The 19,939-nt window shown below is 43.9% G+C and carries 17 protein-coding genes and 1 pseudogene; 4 read left to right on the top strand and 14 right to left on the bottom strand.

What is annotated here, in order from left to right; genetic code table 11:
* Positions 1-367: 367 nt before the first annotated feature.
* Complete coding sequence (locus N7974_RS00285) at positions 368-2,227, bottom strand: LTA synthase family protein (protein WP_262963716.1); 1,860 nt, start codon at positions 2,225-2,227, stop codon at positions 368-370.
* A gap of 125 nt (positions 2,228-2,352) precedes the next feature.
* On the opposite strand from N7974_RS00285, the gene fae (N7974_RS00280) reads away from it, so the two are divergent.
* The gene (gene fae, locus N7974_RS00280) at positions 2,353-2,904 is read left to right on the top strand and encodes a formaldehyde-activating enzyme (protein ID WP_262963715.1); all 552 of its coding nucleotides are present in this window, start codon (positions 2,353-2,355) and stop codon (positions 2,902-2,904) included.
* A 207-nt stretch (positions 2,905-3,111) separates the two neighbouring features.
* Here the strand turns inward: fae (N7974_RS00280) and N7974_RS00275 are convergent, their stop codons facing one another.
* The 3 genes from N7974_RS00275 to N7974_RS00265 form a co-directional block, all read right to left on the bottom strand.
* Positions 3,112-4,566 (bottom strand): transglycosylase SLT domain-containing protein, encoded by a 1,455-nt coding sequence (locus N7974_RS00275; RefSeq protein WP_262963714.1) that lies wholly within the window; start codon positions 4,564-4,566, stop codon positions 3,112-3,114.
* A 174-nt stretch (positions 4,567-4,740) separates the two neighbouring features.
* Positions 4,741-5,790, bottom strand: a complete 1,050-nt coding sequence (locus tag N7974_RS00270; protein WP_262963713.1) for a hydantoinase/oxoprolinase family protein — start codon at positions 5,788-5,790, stop codon at positions 4,741-4,743.
* Positions 5,777-6,847: an ATP-grasp domain-containing protein gene (locus N7974_RS00265; RefSeq protein WP_262963712.1), complete on the bottom strand. Its 1,071-nt coding sequence runs from the start codon at positions 6,845-6,847 to the stop codon at positions 5,777-5,779. Before N7974_RS00265 ends, N7974_RS00270 begins: the two co-directional genes overlap by 14 nt.
* A 41-nt stretch (positions 6,848-6,888) precedes the next feature.
* Between N7974_RS00265 and N7974_RS00260 the strand changes: the two genes are divergently transcribed.
* The gene (locus tag N7974_RS00260; RefSeq protein WP_262963711.1) at positions 6,889-7,566 is read left to right on the top strand and encodes a HisA/HisF-related TIM barrel protein; all 678 of its coding nucleotides are present in this window, start codon (positions 6,889-6,891) and stop codon (positions 7,564-7,566) included.
* A 75-nt stretch (positions 7,567-7,641) separates the two neighbouring features.
* On the opposite strand, the gene fae (N7974_RS00255) is transcribed toward N7974_RS00260, so the two are convergent.
* From fae (N7974_RS00255) to N7974_RS00215, 10 genes and pseudogenes are all read right to left on the bottom strand, one after another.
* Complete coding sequence (gene fae / locus N7974_RS00255; RefSeq protein WP_243221180.1) at positions 7,642-8,160, bottom strand: formaldehyde-activating enzyme; 519 nt, start codon at positions 8,158-8,160, stop codon at positions 7,642-7,644.
* Between the two features lie 70 nt (positions 8,161-8,230).
* On the bottom strand, positions 8,231-9,109 hold the full coding sequence (locus N7974_RS00250) for a triphosphoribosyl-dephospho-CoA synthase (protein ID WP_262963710.1): 879 nt from the start codon (positions 9,107-9,109) through the stop codon (positions 8,231-8,233).
* Positions 9,109-9,999: an ATP-grasp domain-containing protein gene (locus N7974_RS00245; protein ID WP_262963709.1), complete on the bottom strand. Its 891-nt coding sequence runs from the start codon at positions 9,997-9,999 to the stop codon at positions 9,109-9,111. Before N7974_RS00245 ends, N7974_RS00250 begins: the two co-directional genes overlap by 1 nt.
* A gap of 2 nt (positions 10,000-10,001) precedes the next feature.
* Entirely contained in the window at positions 10,002-10,352 is a 351-nt protein-coding gene (locus N7974_RS00240; RefSeq protein ID WP_262963708.1) for a DUF3147 family protein, read from the bottom strand.
* 11 nt (positions 10,353-10,363) lie between these two features.
* Positions 10,364-11,347, bottom strand: coding sequence for a methenyltetrahydromethanopterin cyclohydrolase (gene mch / locus N7974_RS20645; protein WP_317451570.1), 984 nt, complete (start codon positions 11,345-11,347; stop codon positions 10,364-10,366).
* A gap of 312 nt (positions 11,348-11,659) precedes the next feature.
* Positions 11,660-12,391: pseudogene (locus N7974_RS20640) on the bottom strand (ATP-grasp domain-containing protein); the annotation flags it as partial.
* 95 nt (positions 12,392-12,486) lie between these two features.
* Positions 12,487-13,860, bottom strand: a complete 1,374-nt coding sequence (locus N7974_RS00230; protein ID WP_262963706.1) for a magnesium and cobalt transport protein CorA — start codon at positions 13,858-13,860, stop codon at positions 12,487-12,489.
* A 134-nt stretch (positions 13,861-13,994) separates the two neighbouring features.
* Positions 13,995-14,963 carry a beta-ribofuranosylaminobenzene 5'-phosphate synthase family protein gene (locus tag N7974_RS00225; protein WP_262963705.1) on the bottom strand — a complete coding sequence of 323 codons (969 nt, stop codon included), beginning with the start codon at positions 14,961-14,963 and terminating at the stop codon, positions 13,995-13,997.
* A 121-nt stretch (positions 14,964-15,084) separates the two neighbouring features.
* Positions 15,085-15,762 carry an HAD family hydrolase gene (locus tag N7974_RS00220; RefSeq protein WP_262963704.1) on the bottom strand — a complete coding sequence of 226 codons (678 nt, stop codon included), beginning with the start codon at positions 15,760-15,762 and terminating at the stop codon, positions 15,085-15,087.
* Positions 15,755-16,687, bottom strand: coding sequence for a hypothetical protein (locus N7974_RS00215; RefSeq protein WP_262963703.1), 933 nt, complete (start codon positions 16,685-16,687; stop codon positions 15,755-15,757). The genes N7974_RS00220 and N7974_RS00215 overlap by 8 nt, the downstream gene beginning before the upstream one ends.
* Positions 16,688-16,954: 267 nt before the next feature.
* Here N7974_RS00215 and N7974_RS00210 point away from each other — a divergent pair, with 267 nt between their 5' ends.
* Positions 16,955-18,520, top strand: coding sequence for a Re/Si-specific NAD(P)(+) transhydrogenase subunit alpha (locus N7974_RS00210; protein WP_262963702.1), 1,566 nt, complete (start codon positions 16,955-16,957; stop codon positions 18,518-18,520).
* A 12-nt stretch (positions 18,521-18,532) separates the two neighbouring features.
* Positions 18,533-19,927 carry a Re/Si-specific NAD(P)(+) transhydrogenase subunit beta gene (gene pntB, locus N7974_RS00205; RefSeq protein ID WP_262963701.1) on the top strand — a complete coding sequence of 465 codons (1,395 nt, stop codon included), beginning with the start codon at positions 18,533-18,535 and terminating at the stop codon, positions 19,925-19,927.
* The last annotated feature ends 12 nt before the right edge of the window (positions 19,928-19,939 follow it).

The following is a 19,939-nucleotide window of genomic DNA, read 5'->3' as shown; positions in this document are numbered from 1 at the left end:
TCTGTCGACATAGAATTATTTATCTGTAAATGTATAGAACAATTGATGAAAAACGTGCAGGCAAGTCGTAAAAATAAAATAAAGTGCAATCCTGTTATTTGGATTGGTACAAAAAACTAAAAAATAGCGGAGAGTTAAAGCGGGAGGCAGGAAATAAACGAGACATTTCAAGCAATACACCGGTTCTTTATGCTGACAGATTTAGTCAGGCTAAAGAATTGGCAACTTTAGATGATCTAAGAGTTGCTGAATTTTTCAATAACGGACGGTTAGTTTAAAAAAGACGCGTTAAGTTCCCTGACTATTAAAAAATAGTAAATTCTCTTGATCCGGGAGAATAAGTCAGTCAAAAATAGCCAGACCGTTATTAATCCGGCACATTGACAGGCGGTTGGACTGCTGGTGCAGGCACAATCCCTGCTTGTTGCGCAGGCCCACGTTTGGGGCGTGTATATTGACGACCGATGAATAAATCGTTACTGACTACTGATATATCCTGTAGCCAGCGAGACGATTCCAGGCACGAAGGTGAATAAGGTGGCTCTTTACAGAGTTCAATTTTTCCGTCGTTAAGTAAATCAATATGTAAGCCGGGTAATGGCCGTACCCGCATATCAGGCAACGGGGTGACATAATCCATAATGGTCGGCTCATTATAATTTAGTAAATTGAGTAAAAGCTTTGGCACTTGATAAAGCGGTAAACTGCCAAACTTAACCGGCCCGTTTTTTCCGTCGATAATAATCATCGGTGTACTGACATAAAACTTGAACATCTCGGGTGTAAATTCACTGCGATTGTCGTTAAGAACACCAGAATCTACATACCCCGCAAAATTTTCTCCCAAGAAAGGCAGATGATCGCCAAAAGCCACGATAATAGCGTCGGGGTCACGCTGCCTGAGTTGATCTAAAAACGCCATGAGCTCACGCGACTTGTAATAGATGGTATTGGCATACGTCGATACTTCTTCAACCTCGGAAGTTGAACTGACCTTATCGGGACGGCTTTCACTGAGCGGATAATTCCAGTGTCCAAAATAAGTTACGATATAATCCAGAATCGGTTGCTTTGCGTCCAGTGACCCGGATATTTTTTCCAACACTTGGCGATAGAGCGAAGTATCAGATAAAAATTCGCGATTCATATCATCCAGAACAAAATCCTGTATTGACCAGTAAGTTTGGAAGCCCAGATTTCGATAGGAATTAATTCGATTCCAGAATACCGGTACATTAGGATGAGAAACAACAGTGCGATAGCCTTTATCGGCAAGAATATTGGGTAAACAGGGAACATCGTTAAGTAACTGACGTTCAAACTTGACAGCATCCTTCATCACGGGAAAACCACATAACACTTCAAATTCTGAATTTGCGGTATAACCACCAAATACCGGATCCAGGGCGTGTGAATAACCTGCACTTTTCCAGAGCTTGCGAAACTCGGGGGACAATGGATTTTGCTTATAATCAGCTTTTTTTAACTCATTAGGATCCCAAAATGATTCCAATAATACAATGTGTATGTTCCGAGGCGTAAAGGGCTTGATGTCCGCAACAGACGGTTTGGCAGGCACAGCAATTAACAGGTTTTCAGCAGCTATCTGAGCCTTGCCAAGATTGGGTGACTTATCAACTGAAGCAAAATAGCGTGCACCTTCCTGCAACGAATAAAACGTAGCGCCACGCATCAAATAATTGGAACGTTGATCCCATACTGAATACCACATGTGTTTATCCAGCGGGTCAAGTATCAATATAGGCTCATAAACCAGGATAATCCCCAATAGAATTGTCGTCAAACTGGCAAGATAGGCACTCCGGTGACGCATGGTAAAATTGAACAACAATAAACTGGCGATGGCAGCCATCGGTATGGCTACAACCATGAACCGCCAACCTTCAAGAATCAGGAGCAAGGAACGAAGCGCGTAAACATCATCCGGCATAATCGGGCCGCCAAAAAAAGATATTTTTACGGCATTACCAACATACAAAACCCCCATCATTAGCGCCTGAATAATCAAAAAAATCCAGATATGCTTTGATAATGAAAAAAGGATATAACTGATGCCCAGTTGCAACAAAAAATCGTAAAAAATAGCGGATATATCTATCTGCACATCAAATTTAAAAGTACTAACCAGGTAATACAATAAATAAAATAATGTGGTAGAAAATATCGGTAATACTTTTTTATTATTAATCGGAAAGCAATCAGTCATGGCTGGTTAAGTGTGACGTTATTTTGCTGAATTGAATAGCTGACATTTTATCATAATCGTGCTTGCCGACCCTGACCATCCATCATAAAATGCTTGGTTTATTACTACTCTATTGAGGTTTTTTAATGTCCGATACAATTTGGTTTAGAACCGGTGAAGCAACCGTATTTTCCAGCGATGGCCAGGGCACCGATGCCATGCCAGAAATACTGATTGGCAGTGTCAAAGGTCCCGCAGGTAATGCCTTTGCAAATTTAATGGGACAAACTGAAGGTCATACCCGCATGTTTGCTATTCGTGCCTGCAACCAGCAAGTGCGGCCTGCGACGATAATAGTCCCCAAAGTGACCATGAAATCTTCTGCCTATATCAATTTATTCGGTGGTCCTGTGCAATCGGCCGTTGCCGATGCCGTTATTGACAGCGTTATCGCCGGTGTTATTCCTGCCGATAAAGCCAATGATTTGTGTATTATTGCGATGCTATGGATAGCGCCAGAATGCGCAACTAATCCTGAACTGGATCGTAAAGATTTATATCGTACCAACTACGAGGCCATGAAACTGGCTATTTCGCGTGCCATGAGCAACTCCCCCAGCATCGAAGAATTAATTGCCAACCGCCATAAAATTGTCCACGAAATGTACGATCCTGAAACCGGCGAGTCGCAGTGGTAGGGAAATAATCGGGGGGGTATTTAAAGGCCATTAACCACGAAGACACGAAGAACACAAAGAAAATCAAAAGCCTTGTAGGCGGAATAATTACGCCACATACAGAGCTGTAGGAGCGACGCCCTCGTCGCGATTAACGAATAACGCCTCAATTCGCGACGAGGGCGTCGCTCCTACGAAGCTCGTAACTTATGCTTAGTGCAAAAAAACCTAAAAATCCGTCAGTAATCCAGGTATGCCAATATTCTGTATATGCCGGGCATTTTTGCCTTCTTCATAAGCCAGTAGCTTGCCTTCTTTTTGCCATAATCTAAATGCAAGAGAATAAGATAAAACACGAATAGGATAATCTCGTGGTAATTGCTGCAAATAAGGCTGTATGGTAAAAAAATCAGTCGCACCATACTGTTGCATGATAAATTTTAGACCACCGTTAGCAGGGCCAATATTATAGGCCAGTAAACCCAGAAACAAATCATCATTCATTTGGGCTAGATAGTATTTTAATGTAGCGGCGGCAAGGAAGGTATTATGCCGGGGATTAAGCAATGACAGCTGATGCTCTGCCAAATGTTTACCCGCCTGCTCCACGACAGTTTTTGGTACCTTGGTAATTTGAAATAAGCCACGCCCTCCATCAGCACTATTACGCGGCAAAAAAGAAGACTCTGCCGCTGCGATACCTTGCAAAAGATCAGGGTCAATATCAAATTCCCTGGCAGCGTCTTTAATATCCGGATGATAAGTTTGTGCGCGTTGCATCAAAAGCAGCAATTGCGCTGAATCATAACGACGATAGGCTGCATAGACCTGATGAGCCAATGTCACCCTGCCAGCTTCCTGCTTGCCGCCAACCAGTGTGCGAAAATGGCCGCGAGCCTCGGAAAATTGATCCTGCATAAAAAACCAGCCAATAATCAGTGCAAGGCTAACCGCCAAAATAGGAGGCAATAATAATGCCCTGCCATGTAGCCATTTTCGTAATTTCCACCAGCCTATTAACAAGCCGGTTACAACCACAATCAAGAGCAAAATACCGATGGCAAAAGGTAACAAACTGGTAAAAAAACGGGTGCCTGAAAACCAGTTAGCCGAATAACCCAACATAACCACAATGGCTGAAACAGCCATAATCGCCAAGCCTAGCAGCTCAAGACTGATCCAAATCAGCCTGTGCCTGAAATTAACAACGGGCGGTTTGCTTATTACTTTTTTTGATCCCTGACGTTTTTTCGACGGAGCTCGAGGTTTACGTTCAGGACTTCCCTCAGCTTTGACCTTCACTGATTTACGTTTAGGACTTGCTTCGGATTTGATATTTGTCGGCTCAGATTCCAAGCCAAGCTCGGACTTGGCATCCATCAGCTTACGTTTAGAGCCAGCCTCAGTTTTGACCTTCCCCGACTTACGTTTAGGACCAACCTCTAATTTGATATTTGTCGGCTCAGGCTCCAAGTCAAGTTCGGATTTAGAATCCGTCAGCTTACCTTCAGGGACAGCCTCAGTTTTAACCTTCACCGACTTACGTTTAGGAGTAGCCTCAGATTTGGTATTTGGCAGCTTGGGTTCAGGATTTATCCCGACCTTAACTTTTGCCTGCTTAACTTCTGTACTAACCTCAAGGCTGACCTTTACCGGCTTGACAGGGACTATGAGTTTATTCATCAGGAAAAATATTAAGACGTACAAACATAAACAATTCTACCTCTCGGGGATCGGTGCTGTTCAATAACACGGAAAAGCTCCAGTGAGTCTTTCAGCAAGCATAATAAACCCCTTATGTGATATTTACATTAACCCAAAAACGGCGCTTTATCTACGAAAGACACCAAACAAACTTTAGAATAATTCTCTGGCCATACAGGCCACAGCAACCGCTGGCGCGCAATCTGCCGTACTTAACCCGGTTTGATTTAATACTTCCGGAAATAAGTCAGAAAAATCAAGATAAGGATAATCTAATGACTGCGCAGTTTGTTTTACCAAAAACCGTCCGACTCCAGCGCCTATCAACGGGTTGGTGTTAGAAAAATCGACATTTTTAATACGATATTCACAACCTCGCTGTATTTTTTGTAATTGTTGGGCACGAATAGCTTCGGCAAATTGTTGCCAACGAGGCAATTCTTCAGGAAAAAAATCACTGCCAATCATGCGTGATAGTCGCCGGGCACTGGCAGTAATGGTTTTTTCTGCACCATCCGCCGTTTCGGTTTGGTCATGTAATTCGTTAAGCTCTCCGGTAACACGGTAAACATCGGCCATGGTAGCGAAATACTCTGCCATGATGCCAATTTCCTGACCTTGATCGCTTGCAGTCTGGGCTACCGCCATCACTGCAGTTCTGACAATACCGGTATAAATAAGCTCTTGGGATATTAAGCGCTGGTAATCAGTGTAACCTTGCGCCAACACTTTACCGTCATTGAGCAGAAGGATATCGGTAGTCGTGCTGCCGATATCGACAAACAGTCCATTATCCACTTTTTGCGCGGCAAAAGAGGCGCTGGCCAGCCAATTTGCAGAAGCAATGGCTTGATAATCGGAAGCTTTAACCTGCCCGTATTCCAGAAATCCTTGTTGACCCGCAAATACCAAACAATGCGTTTTCGACAACAGCATCGTCATGGTCTCAATGATTTGTTTAACGCCATCGTCCCGGTCTTCAAATAAATCAACCAACTCTCCGGTCATGGTAATAGCCTGCTGATAATGCCTGCCGGATGCTTCATCCAATATCCGCGTTACCGCACTGCGCAATTGATCCAGCCCTTTCCATAATGGACAGGGCTGTTGATAAACAGCAATCACTTCACCTGCCGGATTAATAACGGCCGCTTTAACATGCGCTCCGCCGATATCCCAGCCCATGATATTAGTTTGAGTCATTTTTATTCACTTTAATGGTTATGGGTTGATTACAAACGGGTAAGATAGTCGGGTCACCTTTCAGCAATTGCAGGATATTTTCAGCCACATTAATTCCCAATGCCGCATTAATGCCCACAAACGAAGTGGTCAGACGGGGATTTATTTCCAGCACCCATAGTTGCTCCGGCGTTTCTATTAAATCAATACCGACATAACCCCATAATTCAGGTAACGCATGAGCGATATTATCAACCAAATCCTGATAACGACTTAAATCGGGTTGATAATTTACAATGATTTTTGATAACTGATATTGTTGATTGATAATATTAAACTGTTGTAAGTTGGCACACAATAACCAGCCCGTGCCTGCTTTAAACAGGCAGGATAAACTGGTTTTTTCACCGTGAATATGCGGCTGGATAACATAATCACCTTCTCGTGAGGTCATTTTCTCAAAATCATGCGGGTTAGTCAGAATATAATTATCGGTACAACCGACACCATCAATTGGCTTTACCAACCATTCTTCAACTTTACTTATAATGCTTAAACCGGCAAGCTCTTCTTCCAACTGTTGGGCAGCGCCCTGTCTCGCCCATATTTCAGCGGTAAACAGTCGCGTGGGTACCGTAGTAATATGATGCTGTTTGAGATGCTGATAGGTGTTAAATTTATTGCCGGTTACCGCAACAACACTCGCAGGTGATGTTAATAACTTTTTGCCCAATACTTCAACCGTTTTACAAAGATTTTGTAAAACATCATCAAACTCGGGAGCAACAGGCCAGACCGCATCGCAAAGTAACGCTAGCCGAACAAATTCATCATGGTAATTATGTTCCGGCTTGATGATAACCGTATTAAACCCTTCGGTATTTATTGAGTCGTTAATGCGACTGTCCAGCATCACTACAACGTCTATAGCGTTGCCGTTATTATCATCAGCAATGTAAGAACGTAAATTATCAAGCAATGCGTTTAGCATCAAACGCCCTTCGCTTGCCAAAGAATCAGGTAACTCCTGCTTATTAAAGCCGCCACCGGTGATATACTCAAATACTAAAATTTTCATGGTACCATTTTATCATCGGAACAACGGCAGCGGCTTTACCCATGAAAATAATTCCAGTCATTGATTTAAAAGACGGTGTTGTGGTGCATGCCCGGCAAGGGATGCGCGAACAATACCAACCCATCAGCACCAGTCTGTGCCAGTCTTCGGACATTTATAAGGTTATCGACGCATTTCTTGGAGCCTATGACTTTGAGACCATTTATATTGCTGATTTAAATGCAATTACTCATCAGGGCGATCACGAACGTTTAATCACGGAAGTATTGGCTTTTTTTCCGGACATACAATTCTGGATAGATAGTGGCTATCAACTCCCTAAAAAGTATCCATGCAATCATTTACCGGTATTAGGTAGTGAAAGTTATAGCGATGAAACTGCACTAGAACTCAAAGACTTCAATAAACGCTTTATTCTTTCCCTGGATTATTCGATATCTGAGACACTCGGGGCAAAAAGTCTTTTTTCTGATCCTGACTTATGGCCGGATACGATTATTATCATGACCTTAAATCGGGTGGGCAGTAATCAAGGTCCTGATTTGGTGAAGTTAAACGGGTTTTGCAGGCGATATCCGCATAAACATTTTATTGCTGCAGGTGGAGTCAGAAATGCCGATGATTTACAGGTATTAAAACAAGTGGGCGTGCAACAGGCGCTTATTGCCAGCGCACTTCATTCTGGCGCGATAAAGCGTGAAGATATTCAAAATCTGTAGGCAAAAAAATACCCCGGCAAGCCGAGGTATTTTTAACAACTAATACAAGATGCGTTAACGCATCAAGTAAAGGAATTAACCTTCGTTGTTAACTGCGAACGGATGTTTAGCAGTTGATTTTGCAGCAACAACTTCAGCAGCAGTTGGTGAACCGGCAATAGCACGTTTCAGAGCTTCTTTAGTTGCTTGATAGTTGAATTTTTCAATCAACGCATCGTCTTCTGCTTGCCAGTGAATGAATACACCAACAGAGATGAATAAATCATCAGCTTCGTCTGCAGGGATAGTGCCGTCTTCAACACAATCAGCAACAGCCATAGCAACAGCACGTTGAGCAGGACCAAACATTTGAACAGCTTGTTTGGAACCTTTGATTGTTACTTTATTGAATAAAATAGTTGCTGGCTTAACCATCAAGTTAGGAGCAACAACAGCCAACAAAGTAGAGAAACCGTCTTTGTTGTTTGTTAATGCGTTTGCAAATGCAGACTCGGCAGCTGAACCACGTGGTCCTACCATCAAATCGATATGTGCAATCTCGTTGCCTTCGCCAACTAAAGACTCACCAATTAATACTTTATTAATTATTGCCATGTTTAATACACCTTATTAAGAAAAAATGAAAAATTCGAGCTAATATCGGGTTTTTACCCGCTCCCAAGAATTATATTGGGAGATTCTTATTACGAAGACTTAACTTAATAACATCTTCTAATAAAACTGTTAAGACTGTTGCTACGGTCATATCTGCCATTGTTCCAGGATTTAAACCACTGGATTTAAGATCGTGGTCCAAGCTGTAAAGTAATGGCAGTAGTTGGTCTGGATTTTCAGCTTCAGATAACGCATCTCTTAGTCGAGACATCTTAACAGCCAGCATTTCAGAGTACTGATTACCGTATTTTCTTTCAATGTGACTGTCAGGAAATTGGCCTAACAAACCGGCATAAACCGATACCGCTGCCCACTTCTGATGGCCCCATTTGCTTATGGCATTGTAATATATCAAGACTGCAAAATCAAAAATATCTTGATATCCGGTAACGTATTGAAGGGCTATACGATCCTTCGCACTGGCTAGTTGCATCGCTTCGCCCAAGTTAACCGTTGGCTTTTCTGCGACGTCCTGATCATCGGAACTGCCTAAACCACCAGGCGATGCCAAGGTGATCGCCTTAAAAACCCATTCAGCATCTTCGCGGGTTGTCGTCGTTAAAACCTGACTCAATGCTTGCCTTAGCGTTAAATCGGGAGTTAACTCACTGATCGCCTGAATTAATGGTGCGCACAGTAAAATAATACCTAAATTGGTATTACAAGCGACTGCCTCGCGAGTTGCCTTAACGGCATAAAATATTTTTTCACCTAATGAATAATCAGGATTACAAAGCGGATCCGCACTTACCTTGGCGCTGACCCTAAAATCAGCGACGGTCATATCATGTCCATCCGCATAAACACTGATATTACCCGGCTTAAATGCCTGTAACTCGACTTCACACGCTTGCTGATAAAGCTCACTAAGTTGTTGCGATGACATCATCAGGCGTTAACGTAACGATTAATTAAATCATCAGCCAAAATTTGTGCAACCGTGATATCACAAACACTCTCCAAGCCTTTCCAGGCCGGAATACTGTTGACTTCAATAATGGTGTAATGCCCGTCCTTATCCTGAATAATATCGACACCGGCGTAGTCCATGGCTAATGCTGCGGTTGCTTTAACCGCTAACTCGGCCATTTCGGTATCCAGCTCAATCCGCTCACAACTGGCACCGCGCGCCACATTATTTAACCAGGATTTACCGCGCCTGCGCATGGAGGCAACCGCGCGACCATTAACCACAAACACGCGATTATCGGAAAACCCCTCTCCGGAACAATGTACAAAGCGTTGCAGATAATAAACTCCATGACTGCTGGTTAACCAGAATAAATCAGTTGTTTTTTCAAGACGGCGAATACCTTCGCCTTGCGAACCAAACAAGGGCTTCGTGATCAGTAAATGCCCCTTTTTTAATTCATTTTCGGCAATACTTAACGCGTCATCCCTATTGCGTAAAACCCAGGTTAACGGCGTAGGCAATCCGGCATTGTGCAGTAAAAAACTGGTCATACCTTTATCAACACTACGCTCTACGGCATAACCATCGTTGTATACAGGAATACCCATCACTTTTAAAGCATGCAGAATATCCAAATATAAGACTACTTCTTCCAATGAGCCACCGGGAACACCGCGCACAAAAACGGCATCCGGCATAGCCTGTTCAAAGCCCGGAATAACAACCGGAGGTTGGCCGGGTTCAATCGAGAAATAACACTGTGTTAAAGAAACAAAATCACTGCTATAACCCAGATTGGCAAAAGCAAGGCTTAACTGTTTACCGTGCCAACCCGGATCATCCGTAAAAATGGCAATACGTCCCATGTTTATAACTGCACTCCCAGTCGTCGTAGCAACGGCAACAAAACAAAATAACCGGCAATAGTCGCTGTCACCGAAACGCCAAGGCTTAGCCAAAACCCCAAGCCTTGTTTAATTAATATTGGAAAAAGCAGGAAAAACAACAACGATGGCAGTACCAGCCAAAAAACTTGACTGGAAAGCTCGGCAATATGTATTGATTCCACACCATCAACGTGCATCCAAATCATTGCCAGCAACGAAGTCAGCGGCAATGACGCAACCAGCGCAGCAAAACCGCTATGGCGTTTGGCAATTTCCGAAATCAGCACAATAATCAGTGCTGAAACAAAAAACTTGATTATGTAATAAAACATTATCTTGTGTTTTATGCCCCAAATGACTGATCCAACAAAGCATTATCCAGCTTCCCGGCACGGAAACTTTTACCTGAATCAACGGCTGTCACAATCACACTGGCAGGACTAAACAACATGGCATCAATTTTAAAAAAATCGTAATCATATTGTTTAAAAATTTCTGCAAACGGCTTGCCATAATCTTTAGACGTTGAGCTGGGCATTTCCATGGCTAATTTTTCTGCCGCCTCATCGCTACCTTTAACAAATAAATGCACAAGTCCTGCAAATAAAATAGCATCATTAGTACGTCCCATGGCTTTAACAAAGTTGGGATGCGGAGGACATATCGGCGCACTACCACTACCGTCGATAATATTTTCCAACGGAAAATGCAAGGCATGGGCTTTATGAATCGCCACTTCCAATACGCGTGCCACTACTTGTACGCCACCCGCCAGACTGCTGGTAGGTGTAACAATAATGGTCAGTTTTGACGGGTCAATTTTACAGGCTTCCGCTACTTTTTCAATAATGGCAAGCGGAGGAACCGCATCATTCTCAATCACCAATACCGTGGTATCGGCTTCATCAAAATAATCCAATTCTTTATATAACTCTTCAACAGGCTCTTGCTTGCCGTCTCTTAATTTGGTTGCCATCGCCCGCGCAGGACCTGAGCCAAGTGCGTAATATTTCTCATGTGCCAAACTCCAGCCCGCATATTGACTACCCAGACAGCCCAATACCGGATTACCGGTATGAACAGTCACTGACAACGGCCAGTTATCCGTATAGGTACTATGATTAATAGTGACGGTACCCATGCCACCCAAACAAATTTCAGCAATAATACGTCCGGCTTCCAAACCACCTGGCACTTTAATACCCGCATCAACAATAGTGCAGCCATTTTCCAGGGTTTCTACACTGACGCGTAACTTGTCGGCATTATCAAGCAGATATTTTACCAAGGGTTGGGTCAATTTATTAACGCTAGCTTTGTATTCCATAATGGGTTGAAAACCTTTTATTAAGTTAAGTTGTTTAATCAGTAGCGCATTCATAACCGAATGCGCCTGATTTTGGTGGGTAATAATACTGCAAACAGGCTGTCCTGTATGACACACTGCTCCAGATTTTGACAAATCCATGCAACCTTCCGGCCATTCAAAGCCATCAGGTATTGTTATATCCTGCACTGCATAGACAATTTGATAACCAGTATAACCGGTATGACCACAGTAAGTCGTTAACTCACCCTGACTCGCCTTGATATGCCGGGTTAATAAATCGGCATTATACAATTGCATACTGGCCGAAGGACGCGGGTTAATTTCCAAGACCAAACTGGCCTCACCGGCTTGTATAAAGTCCAGCGAGTTCAAACCTTTTAAGCCAAAATCGGGGATTAATTTTTTTAACCAGTCCGTTATCTGCTGCTTTTGTTTATCCAACAACTCGCAACTATTTATAATTCCTGAAAAAACAAACTCTTGGCTTTGATCTAAAGAAACAACCCACTGCCGGTTAAAACCAATAACTTGCAACGCTGTGCCATCCGCCAAAAACAACACAGAATATTGTGTACCGGCCTGATATTTTTGCCAATAAACCGCAGGCTCAGTAGCGTCTTGAGGATGATAGTGCTTTATCCCAAAACCACCCTGCCCTTGCATCGGCTTAACCAGCCAATTATCAGCATAAACCGGCGCACTAAAACAAACTTCAGGATGTGGAATGTTTAAACGCTTGAGACTGGAAAAAAATACCGGCTTGTTATGCAGCTTAACAAAAGTATCAAGCGAATTACCCAACACCAGCAACCGACCCGCTAAATAATGCAGACTTTCAGGATAGTGTTCAAAACCACTACCATAAACAACATGCGCAACAGCATAGTGCTCAATAAAATAATCTACAGCCGATATTAACTGTTTTTTAGCTAACGAGGACACTTGTACAAAAGCTTCCGCGTAATCTTGGGTATCAAGATCTGCAAACAGATCAATAACCAAAGGCTTTAAGCCTGCTTTTTTTGCCGCCTGCGCCAACATCCGTCCTGAACTGGCAACAATAAGGATGTATTCAGGAATATCCATTGTATTTTACGAAGCGCCGACGTGGCATACCCGGATAAATTTTCTACGCGTCACGACTCTCTTCGACTTGCCGCAGGATTTTTCTTGATCTTACGATTTTCGAAAAACCGCAAGCCGGCAAAAGTAATCCAGCCGATAGTTATTAAACCGACGGCAAAGCTACTATAAGCAACCGGCCATGGCACACCCTCAGTCATCATCGTAAATTCAGACATACCACCAATACCGGCCAAGACATTAAGCGGCATAAAAACCACGCTAATTATCGTTAAGCGCTTAATGTCCTTATTTTGATTAACATTGATAAAACCGACCGTAGCGTCCATCTGAAAATTGATTTTATTAAAAAGAAATGAAGTATGCCCGTCCAAAGATTCAATATCGCGCAAAATTTCGCGGACATCAGCATGTTGCGCTTCAGAAAGAAATTTGCCACGCATCAAGAAAGACAAGGCACGCCGGGTATCAAGAACGTTACGACGAATGCGTCCGTTAAGATCCTCTTCTTCGGCAATGGCGGCGAGAATTTTTGCCGCTTCATCATCCGTCATATGCGACCTGAACACTTGCCTGCCCACCCCCTCCAGCTCGGTATAAACATCCTCCAAAGCATTGGCTGAATATTCAACCTCAGCAGCGTAAAGATCCAGCAACACATCCAGAGCTTCGGTGACATACCCGGATTCAGCTCGTGCCCGCAAACGCTGTAAACGAAATACCGGCAACTCCTTGTCACGAACCGAAAACAGCGTATTTTTACTCAGTATGAAAGCCACCGCCACGTTACGAGTCTCGTCTTTACGGTCGAGTAGAAAGTCGGAGTGCAAATGCACTTCGCCATTATCTTCCACATAAAAACGGGCGCTGGTCTCCAGATCAGTTAACTCTTTTGGATTAGGCAGTTCTACACCAAAGATATCTTTTGCCCAAGCGAGCTGCTCATCCTCCGGCCGGACTAAATCAATCCAGACAGGATTAACTTTAGCCAAGTCTTCCCTGGACTCAATGGGTACCTGGCGCAAAAGTCCCTCATGAAGATCAAATACCCTGATCATCATGCTTCGACTGCGCGGCTTTGCCTCAATAACCAGTTGTGCGCGAACAAAGTCGGATAGCTCCTGACGAATTTCCTCTTTGCGCTCATCCCTGATCAGTTGCCAAACGATTTGCCGATCATCGGATGGCAGATCTTCCAGTATATGAGCGACAGGCTGAGACTCAATTTTGTCGAGCAACTGCTGCAATTCGACCCGGTTCTGTTTATGCACCAATGTTTCAACCCGATCATGGTGCAACATATCCTGTCGATGAACCAAATCTTCCACCAACTTATGCCGAGCCAGTAAGTTTCTTACATTGGCAAGATAATCTTGAATAACATCATGATCGTTTGTTTTTTTTGCTTTCTTCGTGGTGTGATACATAAAACGATCCTTTTACATAAACCCAGTTAGCATTAACAGGCATGACATTTTATATGTCGACCAGATTATATCCAAAAATAAACATAACCCGATTTATACCGTATTTATATTCCTTTTCAGCGCATAAAAACCAGCTAACCCTCAATGACAAAAACATCCCCTCCACTATTACGCGCACTTGCAGTAACAAAGCTCAAATTATCAAAATGAGCAAATTTCTGCCTGGCCTCCCGAGTAATGGTTTCGGCCAAGTCAACACCATCAAGCGCACAGAATCCGGTTGGTCCCCATGAAGTTTGGCCAATCGCTACAGCGCCTTGCCCGGCCAGCCAGTGCATTGCTTCAGCAACTTCGGGACTGGTAAAAACGCCGCCCTGAGCTGCTGAAAAATGCTCACCGACCGAGCGCTGTAACCGGGTAATGACTTCACCGAATTTAGTGAGATCATTTTCAGCCACTGCAGGCAAACCCTGCATTAGCAACAAATAACATAAGCGTTCGGCTTCCTGCTTTGGGAAAGGTGGCAATAATTTAAATGCCTCTATTTCTTGCTGTCCATGCAGTCCCTGCCCCCGTTGATCAAGAACTAAAATAAAACGCCAGGAATCGGGTATATCGAGGTGTACGAGAACCGGCGGCGTAATGGTTTTTTCACCGCGCCCCCCATCAACCACCAACCCGCCCTGCTCAAAAACACCAATACCGATCCCTGAACGCAAACCTCTATCCATTAAAGCTGCAATATCACGCACCGTTAATCCCAAGCCGTAAAAGGCATTAAGGGCGGCCCCTATTGCCAATGACATTTGCGTACCGGAACCCAAACCGACATGTTCAGGAATAGCCGATTCAATGATTATAGCCAACTTATCGGAGACATTTAATGCCTGACACATTAGCGTTAAACATTTATCGGCACGTTTTGCAGAAGGCCCGGTAACGATACGTTGCTGCGCACTCGTTACCGATAATCGGGTTGCATGTTCGTTCAATGCGACACCGATGCTGCCAAAATGGCGACCCAAGGATCCGCTTAAATCAATAAACCCCATATGCAATCTGGCAGGGGCAATGACTGAGACTTTAGAATATTGAACTATCACAGATGGTGTCGTGTGTTGCGAAAAAATACGCTAATTATACAGGATTAACTGACAGAGGGGTGAACTTAGCAAATAGATTTTGCACTGCGTGGAATCTAAAAATTGGCTTATCAACAGCGATTTAATTTGCCGGCATTTCGCCTTTAAAAGTAATAAGCACCTGCATCAAATCAACCCTGATCAAATCACACAACTCAACAGCCATTGGCTCAACAGGCTCTGTTGATGGTACCAACACTGAAAAAGCACCGGCCCTGGATGCAGCCTCAATGCCGACATACGAATCTTCCAGTACCAGACACTCATTAATCGGTACCTGCAACAACCGGGCGGCCTTTAAAAAAATATCCGGCGCAGGCTTGCCCTGTTCAACATCATCACGGGTGATAATCATTGAAAAAACATCTTTTATTCCGGCAAATTCAAGACACTCATAAGCATTAATCGCTCGACTGTTGGTTGCCAGGCAATAAGGTATTTGTTGCTGCACAATAAATTCCAACAACTCGGTAAAGCCGTGTTTAGTTTTTATACCGTAAGCATTGACCTGTTCACGCCAAAAAATACCACTTAACTGATTGAATACCGATAAATTAAAATCAGCACCACAACCAGCCACCAGCTTTAGCTCTATCTCGTTATAATGCAAGCCGGACAGGGACAGACAAAACTCCTCGGAAAGTTTGTATCCCATGGCTTTTGCTGCCTGTTGCCAGGCAATAAAATAGGTCGGTTCGGTATCTAAAACCAGACCATCCATATCAAAAATAACGGCGGAAAAAGCCTTTAATTCAGGCACGAATCACCTTGATATATTCACCGTGCGCCTCACGAGTGGAACCCACTACGATACGCTTAAGGCCTTTCTGTGATTGTTCGACTATCCCTGACACTTCGACGGTTTCACCATTAACTGCCTGCCCTGTGTAAGTTGCCGTAAAACTGACAATAGCATCGAAGTCTTCATGATCTATTTTAAATTCAGCCGGATAATCAAAGGCATGAGTATCATCAATAACGATGCATTGCAAAGTAACGGCTGCACATTTTTGATAAGCAGTACCTTCTGAATGGATCGAATCATCAATGAAATTTAAATCAAATTTTCGTCCGTTGATGACCGCTTTATTAGCTTTTCGCTGCTCATGCCAGACATACTCTGTAAAACTTAATTCACAGCAACGACGTTCATAAGATTGCCGCCAGTCAGTATCATTCAACTCTTGCAACTGCTGTTGCGCTATCAGTGTACGGGTAATTGCCCGGCATTGATGAAAAACCGTCCTGCCGTAACAAACCAGATCAATATCAGAACCGGACTTCTGCACGCCAACCAATATTGAACCGGTAATACCCACTTGTGTTAAATCCAGGCCGTGTTGCTGTAATAACTCACAAAGCTGAAACAGGTCTCGCTCAATAGCATCCAACTGATTTAGCTGCATAATCTGCTGCAAGCGCTGCCTGGGTTGATGATGCTTAACGATCCGATCGATGGCTACTGCATGTAAATGAGCATCCAAAACCAGAGAATAATACAGGTACTGAGAATAACGTTCTTTTAGAAAAGCATTGGCCGACTCCGTCGCGACTTTTTTCCAGCCCAAATTTCCGTCATTAATATAACGCAAAAAACACAGTACTTTGCCTTGCTCCGTTCCTGCAGCTACGACAGCAAAAATGAGCCCTTCGGCAGTTTCTATAAAATCCTTTGAGAGAAACATCAACTGCCCTTAAATGGCATTACCCGGAAGGTAACACTCTTGACATAAAACATTTTCATTATTTTTTATAAACTTGACGATGAATAACTACACAGTTTTAACGGACTCATAAAGCAAGAGCCATTCAAAATATCCCTTATTAAAAGAACTGCTTTTTTTTATTGTAACTCAAAGCCGAATCACCTATGCTCAGCCATTGGGGTTTTTGCTCTCGCCAAAACCTTCTTGCTTGTTATTATGCCCTAAATCACACCCACAGGAGACTGTATGAAGATTGGTATACCTAAAGAAATTCACCAAGGTGAAATGCGTGTGGCCACTACGCCAGAGGCTGCTGCACAAATTATGAAACTGGGATTTTCCGTTAGCGTCGAAAGCGGCGCCGGTCTCGGTGCCAATATTTCAGACGAAGCTTACCAAGAAGTGGGAGTTGAAATCGTCGCCGATACCAGAGCACTTTGGAAGCAATCCGATATCATCATGAAAGTGCGTGCTCCTGAGCACAACCTTAAACTGGCGATGGAAGAAACGGATCTATTATCCTCAGGTGCTACTTTAATCAGCTTTATCTGGCCGGCACAAAACGAAGCGTTAATGCATAAACTGGCAGCTAAACATGCCACCGTACTGGCTATGGATAGCGTGCCACGTATGTCCAGAGCCCAAAAGCTGGATGCACTAAGCTCCATGGCCAATATTGCAGGTTACCGTGCCATCGTTGAAGCGGCGCAACATTTCGGACGTTTTTTCACCGGTCAAATCACTGCCGCCGGTAAAATACCACCGGCTAAAGTACTGGTTATCGGTGCCGGCGTTGCCGGACTTGCTGCCATTGGTACCGCAAAAGGTATGGGCGCAATAGTCAGATCATTTGACACCCGACCGGAAGTAAAAGAACAAATAGAAAGTATGGATGCCGAATTTTTGATGCTGGATTTCAAGGAAGAAGGCGGAGGTACCGGTGGCTATGCCAAAACCATGTCCAAAGAATTTATTGAAGCCGAGATGGCATTATTTGCCGAGCAGGCAAAGGAAGTGGACATTATTGTCACCACTGCGCTCATTCCCGGCAGACCTGCACCAAAACTAATTACCGCCGCGATGGTTGAATCGATGAAACCCGGCAGTGTGATTGTTGATTTGGCTGCTGAACAAGGCGGTAACTGCGAACTGACGGAAAAAGATCTGGTTGTAGTCAAGCACGATGTGAGCATTATCGGCTATACCAATTTACCCAGTCGCTTGGCCAATCAATCCAGCCAACTTTACTCAACGAATCTGCGCCATTTATTAACTGAACTTACCCCAGAAAAAAACGGCGTCATTAACGTTAATATGGACGATGAGGTAATACGGGGTACTACGGTCATAAAAGAAGGCAACATCACTTGGCCACCACCCGCACCAAAACTCTCTGCTGCCCCCGCGCCACAAACCGAAGCACCGGCTTATCCGTCGGTACTGGAGCAGCAAAAAAAATCACTCATTCCTCCCGTTGTTAAACAACTGCTACCGATAGTTATTGCCGGCCTGGCTTTATTTGGCTTGGGTGCTGTTGCGCCTGAATCCTTCATGACGCATTTTACCGTCTTTGTGCTGGCCTGTTTTGTGGGTTATCAAGTGATCTGGAATGTTTCACACTCATTGCATACGCCGTTAATGAGCGTCACCAATGCCATTAGCAGCATCATCGTGATTGGCGCAATAGTGCAAATTTCCACCAATAACCTTACCGTCACCATCCTTGCGGGCGTGGCTACACTTTTCGCATCTATCAATATAGTCGGTGGCTTTTTAGTTACCCGCCGTATGTTAGAAATGTTCAGAAAATAACAGGAGATAACCATGTCCCACAGTTTAGTTACGATGTCTTACATCGTTGCCGCCATTCTGTTCATTCTTAGCCTGAGCGGATTAAGTAATCAGGAATCTGCACGTAAAGGCAATTATTACGGCATGTTAGGTATGGCGATTGCTATTCTCGCCACCACTTTTAGCGGCTCGGTCACTGTTTATAACATCCTGATCGTGGCCTTATTAATCGGCGGTGCCATTGGTGCCAGAGCCGCGTTAAAAGTTGAAATGACGCAAATGCCGGAACTGGTTGCCATTATGCACAGCTTGGTCGGTATGGCCGCAGTGTTGGTCGGTTATGCCAACTTTATGGACAGCACCATTACCATCACCGGCATTGAAAAAACCATCCACGAAATAGAAATTTATATTGGCATTCTTATTGGTGCGGTTACTTTTTCAGGCTCCGTGATTGCTTTTGGCAAACTTAGCGAAAAAATTAGTGGTAAACCGCTGTTATTGCCCGGTCGTCACTGGTTTAACCTGATTTTATTGATTGCCACTATCGCTTTAGGTGTCGTATTTTTACAACAAACAGAAAGCGGTGGCGATGCCATTATCCCCTTAGCTATTATGACCGGTATTGCCTTGATTTTCGGCATCCACATGGTTATGGCAATAGGCGGCGCAGATATGCCGGTGGTTATCTCGATGCTCAACAGCTATTCAGGATGGGCAGCAGCGGCAACCGGCTTTATGCTAAGTAACGATTTATTGATTGTTACCGGCGCCTTGGTTGGCAGTAGTGGCGCCATCTTGAGTTACATTATGTGTCGCGCCATGAACAGAAACTTTCTCAGCGTTATTGCCGGAGGCTTTGGTACCGGTTCGGGGGGAGAAGCCGCTGCCATTGAGGGCGAAGTACAGCCTATCGATGCCGAAGAAACTGCGCAATTACTGCAAGCTGCAAAAAACATCATGATTATTCCAGGCTACGGTATGGCGGTTGCACAAGCTCAACATACCGTTTATGAAATCACCAAATTGTTACGGGATAAAGGTAAAAAAGTGCGCTTTGGCATCCATCCGGTTGCAGGACGTATGCCCGGCCACATGAATGTATTGTTGGCAGAAGCCAAAGTGCCTTACGATATTGTTTTTGAAATGGACGAAATCAATGATGACTTTACCAATGTTGACGTGTCCATTGTTATTGGCGCGAATGATATTGTAAATCCATCGGCGCTTAATGACCCCAACAGCCCGATTGCCGGTATGCCGGTATTGGAATGCTGGAAAAGTGAAACCACTATCGTACTTAAACGCAGCATGGCCTCAGGTTATGCGGGCGTGGGTAATCCTTTGTTTGTACTGGAAAATACCCGTATGTTGTTTGGCGATGCCAATACCACCATGCAAGCCGTGTTAAAAGTATTAAAGGGATAAGCAGTGTAAGGT

It is taken from the genome of Methylobacter psychrophilus, assembly GCF_025583945.1.
Lineage (GTDB): Bacteria > Pseudomonadota > Gammaproteobacteria > Methylococcales > Methylomonadaceae > Methylobacter_C > Methylobacter_C psychrophilus.
Note: the sequence above shows the minus strand (reverse complement) of the source record. Positions and strands in the feature narration are given on the sequence as shown.